Here is a 16,382-nt window from a genome sequence, read left to right as displayed (position 1 = left end):
GATTAGTAAGGGTTTATATGGCCAGCAACTGGATCAAAATGAGCGCTTCTCTGAAGACGCATCCCAAGGTAAATGAAATTGCTGCGCTGCTGGAAAGCCCGGCGGAAGGAAGCGCAGGGTTTGAGGTGTCAGTTGGTGGGCAGCGTGGCGAACTGCTAACGCGTAACGTTACACGTTGCGTTACTGTCACGGCATTACTGCTTATCTGGAGCGCTGCCAGTGAGCACACCTGTGATGGCGTGTTCCGTAATGTCGATCTCAGTTACCTGGATGTACTGGCTGAGTATTCCGGTTTCGGGGAGGCGCTGGCCGCAGTCGGGTGGGCTGTCTACGATGCGGAAGAGCACTGTGTCATCCTGAAGACGGATAACGATGAGAGTGTGGTAGCTGGTTCAAAAAAGTCTTCATCCGCCGAACGGCAGCGGCGTTACAGACAGAGAAAACGTGCGCAAAAAAATGTTACGCAGACCGTAACGCCCAACATAACGCGTAACGCGCCAAGCGTAACGCAGATCGTAACGCGTGACGTAACGCCGGGCGTAGCGCGTTACGCGTGTTTTAATTATTTAAGATCTAAAACAACACATAAAAACAAAAACAACACATATCGCGCGCGTAAATTTCCTGGTCGTTCTGTGGATAACTCGGTCTCTGATACACCACAAGCCGTGGTGGCACAGGGTTTCAGAGCAGTACAGGTCGCTGATGCAGACGTATTTATCCATCCGAGTCAGCAGCTCGGCCATGATGGTGGCGTAACTCGTTACGGTACGCAAAGCGTTACGCCCATGCATAACGCCACCGTAACGGAGCGTAACTCATCGACCCCGGTGCAACGGAACTCCGCTGGAGTAAGGCTGCGTTACGCACAACAACAAATGCCCCCAGACTTGGTTAACCGCTCTGCCACTAATCCCGAATTACCAGAGAATAAGTTTGTTATGTTTGACGGGTGGCAGCCTTCAGCAACGTTTAGTGACACCGCCGATAGTATAGGTATCAAGATTTCAGCAGCACCTGACAGGCTGCAGCTGGCTGATTTCGTGAATTACTGGAAAGCAGAAAGCGTGGCGTACTACCAGGTTCAGTGGGAAATGAAACTGGCACGCTATATTGAAAAAGGGCGCAAAAACTTTTCCTCAAAGCGTTGCAGAGAAAGACGAGACTGCACGCTGGTATCTGAGATGAATTATGTAATACCTGAGGGGTTCAGAGGGTGACGAATTAATCCAATCCATTGACCGCCGGTTTTCTGCATCGCGTCCTGTAGGGTTCTAACGAACCTGAATCATCAGCAGGCCAGCGAGGTTCTGGGTGGCCGAATATGGACCGGCTCAAGATGAATTAAGGCACCCGAACACGCGTCCGGACGACGCCAACGTACGGCTCAAAAATCAAATCGCGCTGAATTTGCGTCCGGATCCTGTGCCTGCTGACCAAGCGGGGGAACGGTGCAAACGCACGGCAAGTCATCCTGCAGAAAAATTTGTGATGTTCGCGGGCTGGCAGCCGTTGTCGGGCCTGCGCGGAACGGCAAGCAAAATCGGCATAGAAATTTCAGGTCCTCCAGACCCGGCCAGGCTTGCAGATTTTGTCACCTTCTGGGAGGCCGATGGGGCGGCTTACAACCAGGTTCAGTGGGAAATGAAACTGGCACGCTATGTTGAAAAAGGGCGCAAACACCTTTCCTCAAAGCGATCCAGAGAAAGACGAGACTGCACGCGGGTATCTGAAATGAATTATGAAATACCTGAGGGGTTCAGAGGTGGGTAAGGGCGGTACCTAGCCTCTTGTCGAAGAAGGCGACTTTTTAGATGGTAAACCGTCCGCTTTGAGCGAAAAGCGGACATTAGGACATAAACACATATAAGGGTCTTCGCATCCGCTATTGAAGTTATGGGCAGAGCTGTTCAGAATTATCGTCGTTTATATTCTTCAGTTATTTACCTGACAATGTCGCGGGTTTACCTGCTTCCAGTACGCCTTCAGGTACACCCCTGAGGACAACCGCACCGGCATTGATAATACTATCCGAGCCAATGGTGACGCAGGGAAGAACAGAGACCCCAGCTCCATCCAGACGTTATTCCTTATTATTACAGGGTAGATAAATTCCAGCCCCTTATTTCTTCGCCCGGCATCGCATGGGTGCCCTGCTGTTTACCACTGATGATTTCCAGCCGCAGGACGGTAAGTGGTAAAAGGACCAGAGCGAGGCGACTTATTAACCCGACGAGCGGGTTAATATTTGAGTTTCTTCCAATCAATAACAATATGAAACAGGCAGGCATTATATTTTCTCCGGATGAGGGTTTTACCTCATTGAACCGGTAACAATTCCAGTTACACCATCCATATAGTGCTCTCAGACTGACCTGTAAGGAGGTATGTCCTGATGAGTCCACATATTCGATTAGGTGTAAGCCCGCTGAGCTGGACCAATGATGTTTTGCCCGATCTGGGCGAGAGTATTTCACTTGAAACCTGCCTGACACAGGCTGCATCTGCCGGTTATCAGGGAATTGAACTGGGCAGAAAATTTCCCCGTACCCATGCGGAGTTAGCCCCGCTGTTGCATAAGGCCGGACTCCAGCTTGCTTCCGGCTGGCACAGCGGTTTCCTTGCCGAACGCGGCGTTGCCGATGAAATCGCAGCCGTGGAATCACACGCCGCACTTCTCAGGGCATTAGGGGCAGAAGTCATGGTTTACGGCGAATGCGGCTGCATGCCTGGCAGTCATCCGCTGGACGAGCCTCTCTCTCTTTCTCCGCCTCTGAGCTGCCTGGATACGGATGAATATGCCCGTAAAGTCAGCGGGTTCGCTGATATTCTGCTGGACAGGTTCGGCCTGAAACTAGCCTACCATCATCATCTGATGATGCTGGTTGAGCAGCATCATGAACTGGAAGAATTTCTGATTAAAACCTCCGACAGTGTGGGACTGGTTCTGGACTCCGGACACGCTTTTGCCGCTGGTGTTAACCTGGCTCAGATAACTGAAAATTTTGGTCACCGTATCGTGCACATTCATCTGAAAGACGTCCGTGCCGATGTCCTGCATCAGGTTCTGGAAAACGACCTGAGCTTTAACGATGCGGTACGCGCGGGACTCTTCACTGTGCCGGGAGAGGGCTGCATTGATTATTCTCCGCTGACTGACTTCATTGCGCACGCAGACTATCAGGGCTGGCTGATAGTCGAGGCGGAGCAGGACCCGCAAAAAGAAGAGCCGTCTGCTGCCGTGTCCCGGGCGTTTCAATGGGTAAAAAACTCTTTTTCACCGTCTCTTTCTGCAGAGGAAACCGTCCAATGAAAGACAACCTCAACATTGGTTTAATCGGCTCGGGATTCATGGGGCAGGCGCATGCTGATGCCTACCGCCGCGCAGCAATGATTTATCCGGACCTGCCGAAGCGTCCTCGTCTCTATGCACTGGCCGATCAGAATCAGGCCTTAGCCGACGAGAATGCGGTGCGCTTCGGGGCTGATAAGGCCTATGGGGACTGGCGTGATCTGATTAACGACCCGCAGGTTGACGTGGTGGATATCACCTCACCCAACCATCTGCACTTTGAAATGGCGCTGGCAGCGATTGCAGCAGGCAAGCACGTGTACTGTGAAAAACCACTGGCCGTCAGTTCGCAGGAGGCACTGCAGATGACGCAGGCAGCAGAGCAGGCCGGCGTCAAAACGATGGTGGCCTTTAACAACATCAAAACGCCCGCAGCGTTACTGGCAAAACAGATTATTGAGCGCGGCGATATCGGTACGCCAATCCGCTTTCGCGGCACCTTTGACCAGGGTTTTTACAATGACCCGGAGCTGCCCTGGTCATGGCGCTGCTCCAGAAGCCTGGGCGGCAGCGGATCTCTGGGCGACCTGGGGGCTCACACCCTTTCCGTCGCGCAGTTTCTCATGGGTGAGATCAGCGAGGTAACGGCCAGCGCGCAGACCTACCTCCGGCAGCGCCCTGTTCCTCAGGTGGACGCCGGTTATGCCAGCCGGATTGATGACCAGGCAGAATGGCGTGAGGTTGAAAACGACGACCAGGTGCAGTGTCTTGTCAGCTTTGAAAGCGGGGCCAGCGGCGTGATTGAAGCCTCACGCCTGGCTGCCGGTCGCATTTTCGGTGTGTTCTGGGAGGTTTCCGGTACCGAGGGCACCCTTTATATGGACGGCGAACGTTTCAATGAGCTGCAGGTTTATCGCTTCAGTGATGACAGACACGATCGGGGCTTCAAGACCCTGTATGCAGGCAGCCAGATCCCGGCCTATTCTGGCTTCTTCGGATTCGATTTTGGCGGCGGCGGACTCGGGTATTTTGATGTCAAAGTCATCGAAGTTCATGACCTGGTTCAGGGGATCTGCAGCGATAGCGACTGTTATCCGGACTTTGCATTTGGCCTGCAGAACCAGCAAATCCTGACCGCCATCGAGCAGTCCATTATATCCCGTCAGTGGGTTGCAGTTGCAGGCAACCGCCAGAACAATGCTTAAAAGGAATCACTATGTTTCCCTCATCCCTGCCCGTCCCGCGACTGCCCTCTGAAAAGTCGATACCCGTACTGCGCTGGGGAATTATCGGCCCCGGCTGGATCGCCGAACACTTTGCCCGCGCACTGAAAGCGCACACCGGACAGCAGCTGGTTGCAGTATCAGCAAGAAACAAAGTAAAAGCACAGGCATTCGCCGAGCGCTGGGCAATTCCGGCGGCCTTCAGCAGCACAGATGAAATGCTGGCAATGAAGGATCTGGACGCAATCTACATCGCCACACCACATAACCATCATTTTCCGGATGGCATGAAAGCACTGAATGCGGGCAAACATGTGCTGATTGAGAAACCTCTGGCGCTGAATGTCAGGGAGGCAGAGACCCTGCAGGCGAAGGCCCGTCAGAAAGGGCTGCTGTGTATGGAAGGCATGTGGTGTGATTTCGCGCCAAAATACGATGTGTTGCGTCAGCTTTTAAACGACGGGGTGATGGGTGATCTTCATACCCTGACTGCCGATCACGGCGAATTTTTTACGCACGACCACCGCATCTTCAATGCCGATCTGGCCGGAGGTCCGATGCTGGATTTAGGCAGTTATCTGGTTTCGCTGAGCGTGATGGTGGCAGGTGAACCGGTCCGCATCCAGTCCTGCGGTCAACCGGCAGAACAGAATGTTAACGGGCAGGCTTCTATGCTGTTCGAACATACCTGTGGCATGCATTCGGTGCTGAACACGACCCTGTTCAGCAATACGCCCGGAAGTGCGGTGATTGCGGGACGCAATGCCACCCTGGTTCTGGCGGGACAGTTTTATGCACCCGGCGGATTTGTGCTGACCTCAAGCCAGGGTGGCCACACGCTGTGCTGGGAAGAAACCGCCAGCCGTTACGCGCAGCTCTGTCATGAAATCCGCCATTTTTCATGGTGCGTGGGGCAGGGATTAAACGACTCGCCCGTTCGCCCGTTGTCCGCCGTACTCAGTACTCTGAAAGCGATGGATACGGTGAGGAGACAGCTTGGGATCGTATTCAACGAAGAGCACTAAAATCTGCAGCAGCCAGGGCTGCGTATCCGTAGCTTCCGGGGCCATATCCTGACAGGACCGGCCCCGGACCTTTATCACAACACCCTGTCGACCGGGCAGAACATTCCGGTTGTCAGGGACTTCGTCGCGGCTTCCGCGATCGCCTGCGCCTGAATCCCATCCAGCAGTCCGGGTAAATCAGCCACATCCTCCCCGTTCAGAGAGCGGACAAACGCGTCAAGATGCTGATAGTAGGTGCCCTGGACACGGCTGAACCAGTCCGCATAAAGGCCCTGTTTGATAATGGCCTTTCCCTGGTAAAGCGTCATCCCCGGCGGGCTCTGGGAACCGGACTCTGCCAGTCCTTTTTCGCCCATCACACTGATCCTTTCATCATAGCCATAGCCCGTACGACGCGTGTTGTCGAGCTGCGCAAACGCGCCCTGCTGCATCTGCATAATCAGCACCGATGTATCCACATCGCCAAACTCGCTGATGGCAGGCATCGCCAGTGCGGCACCCATAGCGCCCACTGAAATAACATCATCGGCTGTCAGCCAGCGCAGCAGGTCAAAAAAATGGATCGCCTGGTCACGCATCTGGCCGCCGGAAGACTTAAGGTAGCTGAGCGGTGGAAGTTCCGACGCACGGCAGACCATCTGGATTAACTCAGGACGCCCGACAGTTCCCTGTTCCAGCTGACGCTTTAACTGCTGATGGCTGCTGTCAAATCGGCGATTGAAGCCGACCGTGATTTTTGTCTTCAGTGGCAGCACGTTTTCAGCGACGCGCGTTGCTGTTGCCAGCGATAAATCGATCGGTTTTTCACAATAAACGGCCTTACCCGCCTTCGCCGCCGCTTCAAGCAGTTCAGCATGTGACGGCGTTGCGCTGGCTATCAGCACGGCATCTATATTGTCACTGTTAATGGCGGCGCTGACTTCGCCCGCCGCGCACTTCATCTGTCCGGCCAGTGCGGCGGCGCGGGCCGTGTCCAGGTCGGCCAGCATCGCAAGCTCAATACCCGGGTGCGTCGCAAGGTTTGCAGCATGTACCTGTCCGATAAAGCCACAGCCAATCAGGGCAAAACGTTTTTTCTGCGTCATGATGATTTCCTGTCTGAAGGTCAAATTTCAGAGATAAAGACGTTGCCAAATTAGCCTGCCGTCATACCCTGAGGAACGCATGTTTTGAGGGAATTACCTCAGCAGGAACTCTGATGAAGACACTGACTCTTGAAATGCTGGCAGAACGGGCAGGTGTTAGCCTGGCTACGGTCGACCGCGTGCTGAATGAGCGGGGCGGCGTCTCTCCCCGGACTATACTGAAAGTACTTGAAGCCGCGCGTGAGGCTGGTTTGAAGCGCATTCTGCCTGAAGAGCATCGTCGTGCCTGGCAGATAGAGGTACTGCTGAGTGGCGACGACGCTTTCTTTTTCAGGCAGCTTGCTCGCGATTTTTCCGCTGTCGCGACCGCTCTGGGTTATCGCCGCTTAGTGCTTCACCGCACTTTTGTGCCGGAGTCCTGTCCGGACAGACTGGCTGTACTCATTGAAGAACGCAGCAAAATACGTGACGCCCTGATTATCTTTGCGCATGAACATCCTGCTGTTTATCAGGCGCTGCAGTGCTGCAGACAACGCGGAGTGCCGGTGGTAACACTCGTCACGGATCTGGCTGGCGCACACAGGCTGTGTCATGTTGGCATTGACCAGCTGCAGGCAGGCCGCACAGCCGGGCTGATGATGGGCAACCTGATCAGACAACAGGGCGATGTGATTGTGGTAAGTGGACGCAGTGAATACCGCGCCCATCAGCAGCGTATTCAGGGCTTTCGCGATGTCCTTGAAAAGCGCTTTCCTGACGTGACATTACGGGAGGTACTGGCGGGTCAGGAAAGCCGCATAACCATCAGCAGACTGCTTGAAAAAGAGCTGGTGCGGTCGGCTGAGGTGGTGGGACTTTACAACACCGGCCTGGGTAATACCGAAATCAGCGAGGCTCTGGCGAGGCATCGTCTGACGCAGGCCTGCACACTCATTACTCACGAATTGTATTCCACCACGAAAGCACTGTTTAGCAGAAACGCTCTGACCCTCACGCTGGATCAGAACACGGCTCGCCATGCGCAGCTGTCGGTAGACATCCTGCTGAGTTATCTCGAACACGGCAAAATACCTGAGGAATACAACAGCGGAAAAGTCACCTTTATGCTTTATACGCAGGAGAACTTTTATTAGTAATCAGTAACTCATTAAGTTGACCTGCTCCCCGTTGATTAATACACCCTGATGTTAGTAATGTCTTCATAAGCCACATGAGGCCATCCCCATGAAAACGCGTTTTCCCGACGAACAGATCATCAGTATTCTTCGCGAGGCTGAATCCGGGGTTTCTGCCCGGGAACTCTGCCGTAAGCATGCTATTTCTGACGCTACTTTCTACACCTGGCGTCAAAAGTATGGCGGTATGGAGGTGTCCGGGGTTAAACGCCAGAAGTCACCTGAGGAAGAGAACGCCAGACTCAGGAAGCTGCTCGCCGAGGCCATGCTGGAGAAGGAGGCGCTTCAGATGGCTCCTGGGCGAAAGTACTGACGACAGACCAGAAGCGCGAAGTCGTGGTGTTGATGTGTGATGCGACCGGTCTGTCGCAACGTCGTGCCTGCAGACTCACAGGTTTGTCCCTGTCAATCTGCCGCTATGACGCTCAGCGTCCGGCGGCTGATGCCCATTTATCAGGGCGCATTACTGAACTGGCACTGGAGCGCAGGCATTTTAGCTACCACCGCATATGGCAGTTACTGCGCCGTGAAGGGCTTCTGGTTAATCACAAGCGCGTGTACCGCCTTTATCATCTGAACGGGCTGGGCGTTAAACGCAGACGTCGTCGTAAAGGGCTTGCAACAGAACGTCTGCCGCAGCTCCGCCCGGCGGCACCCAACATGAACTGGTCGATGGATTTCGTCATGGATGCGCTGGCTACTGGTCTCAGGATCAAGTGCCTTACCTGCGTTGATGACTTCACAAAGGAATGCCTGACGGTCACTGTTGCCTTCGGGATTTAAGGCGTGCAGGTCACGCGTATTCTGGAGAGCATTGCGCTGTTTCGCGGCTATCCGGCTAGGATAAGAACCGATCAGGGCCCGGAGTTTACCTGCCGCGTGCTCGATCAGTGGGCCTTTGAGCATGGCATAGAGCTCCAGCTTAACCAGCCCGGCAAGCCAACACAGAACGGATTTATTGAGAGTTTTAACGGACGCTTTCGCGATGAATCCCTGAATGAACACTGGTTCAGCGACGTAAATCATGCCAGGAAAACCATCAGCGAATGGCGTCAGGATTATAACGAATGTCGCCCGCACTCCACGCTGAATTATCAGACGCCGTCTGAATTTGCAGCGAGCTGGAGAAAGGGTAATTCTGAGAGTGAAGGATTCGACATTACTAACTGAGTTTTGTATTTAATCCTGGGGGCAGGTCAATGTTAAGCGTATGAGTATCAGTACGGGCAACACGTTCCATATACCCAAAAATAGTTATTATCCGGGTTTTTAATGTATGAAACTGGCAAGCTAAGCGGCGTAATACTTAGTAAGCTGATACAGACATTTTTAAAACAGGAATGCAATCGTTTGCCTTCTTGGCGTGTTGTGACTTCATGCTAAGAATAAATTATTTAAACTCAAGCTCACAGCATTATATTTTTTACGGCCTGTAAAGTTAGCTAAATGCCAACCGATAACGTTTTTATGATGTTTTACTTTGCATCTTTTGAGAGAAACTAATTAATTCAGCAGGAATTAAAAATGAATAACATTCTTAACAATATTAACCTTACGGCCAAGTTTGCGATTCTCGGCTTGTTCTGTCTTGTCCTTTTCTCAGTTCCTACTGTGCTTTTTGTATCAGAGGGCAATAAATATATTCATGACAAGCAACGGGAAGTGACAGGGGTACCTGTTGAGAACAGGATTCTGGCTCTGCTGAATCTGATACAGCGCCATCGTGCTGAGACTGCCCTTGCCATTGCACAGAAAAATCCTGCCACCTCATCACGTCTGCGGGTACGGGATGACATTGTCAGTGTCTCTGATGCTCTTACAAAAGACATGGCACAGACTGAGGGCAGTGCCGGGGTCATTGAGAAAATCAACGGTGTACGCGCGCAATGGGACGCACTGCAGCAGGACATTGATGCGTCGAAACTGGATCAGACGGCCAGCCTTAACGCACATGCGCTGCTCATCCGCAGACTTCTGAATGTAAACCGTGACGTGCTGGATTTCTACGGTCTTTCACTTGATTCGGATATCAGTACCTATCGCCTGATTACGAGTAACTTTGCCTCTCTGCCTGAACTGACCGAAAGCCTCGGAAAAATCCGCGCTTTTGGCACTTCACTGCTTGCCAGAAAGGAAGCCGTAAGCGAGGCGGACTCCGTCCGCATGGAATCTTTACTCAGTACGGGTGCTTATAACCTGGGGCTGTTTGAGCAGGATTCAGAAAAGCTTTTTTCCTCTGATGCCGGACTGAAGCAAAAATTCAGTACTGATGCAGATGCGGCCGTACAGGAAGCAACTAATGCCCTGAAAACCGCCGGGGCGTTGTTTATCAGCCGCAGTATGACGAATCAGAGTCCGCAGGACTATGCTGCGCTTTTTACCAGCTCGATAAACAGATTCAGTACCTATGCAATTGCCGGCGGTAATGAACTGAATGATCTGCTGAATCAGCAGATAACGGACCACCGGCATGCACAGTATGGTTTGCTTGGCGTTCTTCTCTTTATGGTCCTGCTTTCTGTTGTTTTCGCACTGATCATTATCCGTTCTGTTACCCGGCCTATCGGGGCAGCGTCAAAGCTTGCGCTTGAAGTGGCAGGAGGCGATCTGACCACATCTTTTTCCGTGACAGGGCGAAATGAAACAGCCGGACTGCTCAGGGCATTACTGCAGATGAGTCAGCGGCTGACAGTGACAGTAGAGAATATTAAAAGTAATGCTGTCACTATTGCCACCTCATCTGAGGAGATTGCCCGCGGTAATGGCGATCTCTCTGCGCGAACGGAAGAGCAGGCTGCATCGCTGGCTGAAACGGCCGCCAGTATGGAACAGCTCTCTTCAATCATCGGCAACAATGCTGAAAATACCCGCCATGCAGCTGAAATGGCTGGCTCCGCTACCAGCGCGGCACTGCGTGGTGGCCAGGCCATGGAATCCGTGCTGTGTTCTATGGAAAAAATAAGCAGCAGTGCAGGGCAGATCAAGGAAATTATCTCTGTCATTGACGGGATTGCGTTTCAGACGAATATTCTCGCGTTAAACGCGGCCGTTGAAGCTGCGCGGGCCGGTGAGCACGGCAAAGGTTTTGCCGTTGTTGCGTCGGAAGTCAGGGCGCTGGCACAGCGCTCGGCTGGTGCGGCGAAGGAAATTAAAGGGCTGATCGAACAGTCGGTGGAGAATGCGGAGCAGGGCATTTCAATGACACGGGATGCCGGTGAAAAAGTTAAGGAAAGTATGGATGCGATTGAACAGACAGCGCAGCTGGTCAGGGAAATTTCATCTTCTTCTGAAGAGCAGAGCGCCGGCGTATCGCAGATAAATATTGCGGTGACGCAGATGGATCAGGTGACGCAGCAGAATGCCGTGCTGGTTGAAGAATCTGCATCATCTGCTGATGAACTGGCAAGCCGGGCCGCTAATCTCAGAGATGCTGTCAGCGTGTTTCGGACGAACGCTTGATGATATCCGGGTAAAGCGCTATCGTTATTGGCCTGTGAGCAGGCATCTGACAAATACCAACTTTATCGGTTTCCCTTATTGATATCCTCATTATAAGCCATCCGCTGGGATGGCTTACTCAGTTCAGGCCGCTATGGCTGCGAAAATTCCTCACGAAAGCCCCGTCCTTACGGAAAGTATCATGACTATTAGTTCTGGGTATAGCACCCTGATTTCGGACGAACATGCTGATGAAGCTAAACGGCTGAGGTAACAGACTTACAAAACTTTCTGGTAATATCATCCTTAAGGATCAAGTAGGCGATCAGGTGGTGGTTTGTGTTTTACCCGAATAGCGGTTGCTGAAGAATTCAGTGAAAAAAGTACGGGGCCTCAGGGCCCCGTTTTTTCGATACGTTTGCCAGCCAAATAGTACAATGTTTGTGGACGACCATTGAATATCTTAACTGCGTAGCGGAAGTGGTTGATTGCGCCTTATCCTGCTGGCGGGATGCGGGATGCGGGATGCGGGATGCGGGATGCGGGATGCGGAATGAGTGAGGCTTTTTCAGACATGATTGTGACTGCAGTCCGGTATTTGTCTACATTTCAGGATAAAAAACATTCTGCCTGCGATGGAATATGCGTTTAATGATTACATACAGATAGCAGAATAAATTCTAAATTGGCTTTATCTCAACATTAAAATTCATAATAACCCCCACCGTACCTTTGATTCTCGCTTTACAAAATTTCAAATATCATCAGCTTGCTCATAGCCACTGATTACAATTACTGTTTATATATACAGCTTTTATCAGAGGGGATTCATCATGCCACGCGATTATGAAATCAATGACGCATTCAGACTGGCCATTAAACGCGACGCGCGCGGCCGATACACCGTCAGCACACTTGATTTTATTGAGAAACTTCAGCAGCTGAACTGGCATTTCACATTGTGGGAAGCAAACAGGTGGATAGAAGCGCACAAGTCAGATTTCCGGGACATCTCTGCAGAAGAAGGTGAAGAACGAACTTTTCAGGTCTTCAATCCAAATGGCGCTATGTGATGTTTGCGCTGGTGGATGTGAACTCGTTCTATGCCAGTTGCGAGACAGTATTTCGTCCCGACCTGCGTGGTAAACCAGTACTGGTTCTGAGTAATAATGATGGCTGTGTCATTGCCCGGAGCGCAGAAGCCAAAGCGCTGGCCATTCCTATGGGGGCGCCCTATTTCAAACTCAGGGACGACATCAGGCGGCACCGGATCCATGTGTTCAGCAGCAATTATGCGCTGTAGTAAGTTAAGTGGAATGCAACATTAGCTAAGTAAACTTTGAGCAGCAAAACTGTCGTCAGAGGTAAACGCGATGCTGATCCCACCAGATGAACACGTCCTGTTACTGGCAGAGCGCTGGCTGAAACTGTTATCCGATCTGGGTCGGACGCAGGCCACTCTCGCCGCCTACCGCGGTGCACTACGCCACTATTTTGCTTTCTGCCGCCAGAATCAGATTGAACCTGAAAAGGCCCGATTCGAAGACCTGGCTGCTTACATCAGTCCTCAGTTACCCGGTATGCCTACTCCCGCGGCCAGCGCCACGCTCCAGCTGCGCCTGTCAGCAATCCGTCTCTGGTATGACTTTCTGATGTTTCTGGACCTCTGCACGGTCAATCCGCTGCTCCGATCCGGCACGCCTGGCATGCTCAGTTCCGGCCGGGGACTGGTTCCTCGTGTCATACAGCTGCCGCGTATTCCTGCCGATGCGCAATGGCAGTCTTTTCTCATTCATGCCGCCGCTTCCCCGCTCCGTGACCGCCTGATGCTGGCATTAACCTACTACGGCGCGCTGCGGCGGTCTGAAGTCACCTCGCTGAGTATTGAAGACTTCGATTTCGCGCACCGTCTTATCCGCATCCGGGCAGAAACCACTAAGAGCCGGCGTGAACGAATAGTCTGCTACAGTCCGGCCGTTGCACCCGTACTGGCGGCTCATCTTGTGCAGATGAAGCGAACCGGAATCTGCCGGGGTGCCCTGTTTCGTTCCGCGTCAGACCGGAATCCGGGCGTGCCGCTTTCATTCTGGACCTGATGCAAAACGGTCCGGAAATGGGCGCTTGAGTCCGGTATGCCGGACATCTCAACCCATACTTTCCGGCATCTACGACTCACACACCTTGCCCGCGCGGGCTGGAAACTGCACGAACTTGCCACCTATGCAGGACATCGCGACCTGACCACAACACAGATCTACATTCATCTTTCTGGCAGAGACCTGGCTGCCCGGATGGCTGGCGCGATTGAAACGGCAGATATAAGGATGGCAAACCTCATTTTCAGCCCGGAGAATTAATATGAGCCCAGTCACACCATCCGGAATCAACTGGCACCCTTTCAACATAACTGAATACCGGCTTAAAACCTCGCTGACATCCGCCGAGCAGGCAGCACTGGCCAGCTCCCACAGCCGGTCCGGTATGTTAAGGGTGAAACCTGCGCCTGACCTTATCAGGCCGCTGATAGATATTGCCAGTGGAAGTGGCTGCAGCAGCAAAATCACCGGGCTTGTAATATCCAAGTTGCTGCGTGAAATGCATGAAGCTGGCATGCCCTGCTGGTGCTGGCCGCGGGAGCGCTGGCAGACGCTGTGCCGGGAAGTCAGGGAGGGCCGTCCGTTAATGGCCGCGTTTGCCTGGCATCTGGCTGATTTGCATGATCCACTTAGCCTGCCTGATATCCGCAAACCCGCGCTTTATGCCTCAGCTATTTTTGGCCAGACTTTTTATTATCAGGAACTGCAACGGCTGACCAATACGCTGACGTCGCTGGGCTATGCCCCGGCCAGCCAGAAAAATCACATCTCAGGCATACTGGCCACGCTGATGATTGTAAACAGGGATCCACGGCTTGAGGCATTTACGCCGGAACTGTTGTGGCAGGTCCAGTCCGGCATGGACGCAGGCACCTCCCGATATGTCGGGCGGGTTTCACACGGACTCGCTGCGCTGGGCATCATCAGCGCCCCGATGAGGATGCGAAACTACACCAAATGGTACGAAAAACCGGTGCAGGGGATCGACCCGGCCTGGGTGCACTGGTGCCGTCGATGGCGGGAAACGTCGGTGCTAAGGCCACGCTCCCGCGAAAGCCTGTACAGTTTTGTTCTGCGATGCGGCCTCTGGCTGGCAGGAGCACATCCGGAGGTACGGGAGCCCAAAGACTGGAGCATTGAAATTTGCGCCAGCTTCATCGCGGCGGTAGGCCGGATGAACGTGGATGATCTTCAGCTGGGCACTGAAAGGGGCACCCGCAAATCGGTGCGCTCCGGCGAGCCCATGATGCCGCATTCCAGGGCGAATTTTATTTATTCACTGCGCCGTTTTATGATCGATTACGAAAACTGGGGCTGGGGACGTCTGCGTTTCAGCCCTGCCCGTCATCTTTCAACACCCGATACCCCCCTTTTCCGCCGTGGAGTCAATCCCCGGGTTATCGATGACCCCGTCTGGCTGAAATTGATATGGGCCAGTCTGAATCTGAGTCAGGGAGACCTGCTCACTGAAATACACTATCCGCTTGCCATGCTGCAGGCGATGGCCGTTATCTGGACCCATGCCGGGCTGAGAAAGAGCGAGCTCCTCCGGCTGACCACCGGGTGCATCGCGGCACAGGCGGATGATATTGTAAAAGAGGATGGCAGTATCATCCCTGCTGGCACGTTGTGCTGGCTGAATATCCCGGCAGGTAAAACCTCTAAAGCCTTTGTGAAACCGGTAGCGGCCGTGGTGAAAAAGTATGTCGACATCTGGCTGGATGAACGTCCTTCTGAACAGGCTATGCTTACCGACGAGCGAACCGGTGAGAAAGTACGTCTTCTGTTTCAGTACCGCGGTAAGCCTGCCGGCAGCGCTATCCTTAACCGCACGGTGATACCGATGCTCTGTGCGAGGGCGGGCGTGCCTTTAGAAGACAGCGGCGGAATGATAACCAGCCACCGTGGACGGGCTTCAGCAGTGACCGCACTGGCCAGCGTACCTCAGGGCATGTCTCTGTACGAACTGATGCAGTGGACGGGACATGCAACGCCTCAGGCCACCATGCATTATCTCCGCATCCGCCCAACGCAGCTGGCAGCTTCGTTTGTCAGGGCAGACAGGGTCGCTCACATGATAAGCGTGCTCATTGATCACGATCCGGCAGCCGCCAGCCTGACCGGACCCGCGACCTATTACGATTTGGGTGATTCTTACTGCACGAATCCCTTCTGGAGCAGCTGTCGGCACCGCATGGCCTGCATCGGCTGTGATTTTAACCTGCTCAAACAGAGTGCGCGCGGACTGGTGCTGGAAAGCAAAGCTTCTGCCAGACGTTACCTTGAAGAAGTTCCGCTCACACCAGATGAGAGGGCCATCGTTGAACAGGACGCAGAGAAAATTGAGCAGGCTCTTCAAAAATTACCGCTTAAACCTGAAGTGTAAAACGGTCCGCTCTGTGCCAGAAGCGGACATTACCTAATTAAGTACCGGCAGCCGATGGCCAGCACGGAGCGTTTGACGAGGCAGGCGTCGTCAAAGCTGCTATCACCGCGCATCAGATAAGTAGCGACCATCAATACGGATTCTGAAAAAAGTGTCACTGTCTGCGGCCGCACAGAACGCCTGGTAAACCTTTGCCGGTACGGCAAGCTAGCGCCTGCAAGCGCCGTTCCGGTACTCCAGCTCCAGCACGCCTGTAGTCGCGTCGTATCCCGCGCTTCTGAAAAGCGCAGATGTAACTTCATGTCTGTTCATAGTGTTCTTCCGGGCAGGTCCCTGATGAAGAGAATATTTGATCGTAAAAGCGCGGGGCACCCGTGCAGAATACCTGTACAGGGTAAAATACAATGGCATACAGCATGCTGTTTACTTGCGGCTAATCCACTGCGTGTCCTTGACTATGAACGCCCCGGGCGTTTACTGAAAACTTTATAAAGTAGTGATTTTATTTGTTATAGGTCTTAACCGGTTTACACGTCGGCGTGCTTACGGTTGGTTCCTGTAACGGAAGGCCAGGAATCACGTGGGCTTCACAGTCTAAAATACGCCCCTTATCAGTAGTTGCGCGATACGATATCACCTGAGACCCGAGCGCGTCAGGCTTA

General features: G+C 53.1%; 10 protein-coding genes and 3 pseudogenes. 12 read left to right on the top strand and 1 reads right to left on the bottom strand.

Going from position 1 to position 16,382, the window contains the following annotated elements; translation table 11 throughout:
* The 5 genes from FJW00_RS03245 to FJW00_RS03220 all read left to right on the top strand — a co-directional run.
* A partial coding sequence (locus FJW00_RS03245; RefSeq protein ID WP_258317012.1) for a DnaT-like ssDNA-binding domain-containing protein occupies window positions 1-1,220 on the top strand: 1,220 nt, incomplete at its 5' end.
* A 94-nt stretch (window positions 1,221-1,314) separates the two neighbouring features.
* The gene (locus FJW00_RS03240) at window positions 1,315-1,773 is read left to right on the top strand and encodes a DnaT-like ssDNA-binding domain-containing protein (RefSeq protein WP_140923056.1); all 459 of its coding nucleotides are present in this window, start codon (window positions 1,315-1,317) and stop codon (window positions 1,771-1,773) included.
* A gap of 619 nt (window positions 1,774-2,392) precedes the next feature.
* Entirely contained in the window at window positions 2,393-3,313 is a 921-nt protein-coding gene (gene iolE / locus FJW00_RS03230; protein ID WP_140923055.1) for a myo-inosose-2 dehydratase, read from the top strand.
* Entirely contained in the window at window positions 3,310-4,497 is a 1,188-nt protein-coding gene (locus tag FJW00_RS03225) for a Gfo/Idh/MocA family protein (RefSeq protein ID WP_140923054.1), read from the top strand. The genes iolE and FJW00_RS03225 overlap by 4 nt, the downstream gene beginning before the upstream one ends.
* An 11-nt stretch (window positions 4,498-4,508) precedes the next feature.
* Window positions 4,509-5,540 (top strand): Gfo/Idh/MocA family protein, encoded by a 1,032-nt coding sequence (locus tag FJW00_RS03220; RefSeq protein ID WP_140923053.1) that lies wholly within the window; start codon window positions 4,509-4,511, stop codon window positions 5,538-5,540.
* 74 nt (window positions 5,541-5,614) lie between these two features.
* Here the strand turns inward: FJW00_RS03220 and FJW00_RS03215 are convergent, their stop codons facing one another.
* A complete protein-coding gene (locus FJW00_RS03215; RefSeq protein WP_140923052.1) occupies window positions 5,615-6,625 on the bottom strand; it encodes a Gfo/Idh/MocA family protein in 1,011 nt (336 codons plus the stop codon).
* A gap of 113 nt (window positions 6,626-6,738) precedes the next feature.
* On the opposite strand from FJW00_RS03215, the gene FJW00_RS03210 reads away from it, so the two are divergent.
* From FJW00_RS03210 to FJW00_RS03180, 7 genes and pseudogenes are all read left to right on the top strand, one after another.
* Window positions 6,739-7,758 carry a LacI family DNA-binding transcriptional regulator gene (locus tag FJW00_RS03210; protein WP_140923051.1) on the top strand — a complete coding sequence of 340 codons (1,020 nt, stop codon included), beginning with the start codon at window positions 6,739-6,741 and terminating at the stop codon, window positions 7,756-7,758.
* Window positions 7,759-7,849: 91 nt separating this feature from the next.
* Window positions 7,850-8,970 (top strand): annotated as a pseudogene (locus tag FJW00_RS03205) (IS3 family transposase).
* Window positions 8,971-9,324: 354 nt separating this feature from the next.
* Entirely contained in the window at window positions 9,325-11,259 is a 1,935-nt protein-coding gene (locus tag FJW00_RS03200) for a methyl-accepting chemotaxis protein (RefSeq protein WP_140923050.1), read from the top strand.
* A gap of 812 nt (window positions 11,260-12,071) precedes the next feature.
* Window positions 12,072-12,311, top strand: coding sequence for a DNA polymerase V (locus tag FJW00_RS03195; protein ID WP_140923049.1), 240 nt, complete (start codon window positions 12,072-12,074; stop codon window positions 12,309-12,311).
* A pseudogene (locus FJW00_RS03190) lies at window positions 12,311-12,538 on the top strand (Y-family DNA polymerase); the annotation flags it as partial. The gene FJW00_RS03195 and the pseudogene FJW00_RS03190, both read left to right, overlap by 1 nt.
* A gap of 73 nt (window positions 12,539-12,611) precedes the next feature.
* Window positions 12,612-13,595 (top strand): annotated as a pseudogene (locus FJW00_RS03185) (tyrosine-type recombinase/integrase).
* Between the two features lies 1 nt (window position 13,596).
* Window positions 13,597-15,720: a tyrosine-type recombinase/integrase gene (locus tag FJW00_RS03180; RefSeq protein ID WP_140923048.1), complete on the top strand. Its 2,124-nt coding sequence runs from the start codon at window positions 13,597-13,599 to the stop codon at window positions 15,718-15,720.
* Window positions 15,721-16,382: the final 662 nt, after the last annotated feature.

The sequence above is a fragment of the Pantoea anthophila genome (assembly GCF_006494375.1).
GTDB classification, from domain to species: domain Bacteria; phylum Pseudomonadota; class Gammaproteobacteria; order Enterobacterales; family Enterobacteriaceae; genus Pantoea; species Pantoea anthophila.
Note: the sequence above shows the minus strand (reverse complement) of the source record. Positions and strands in the feature narration are given on the sequence as shown.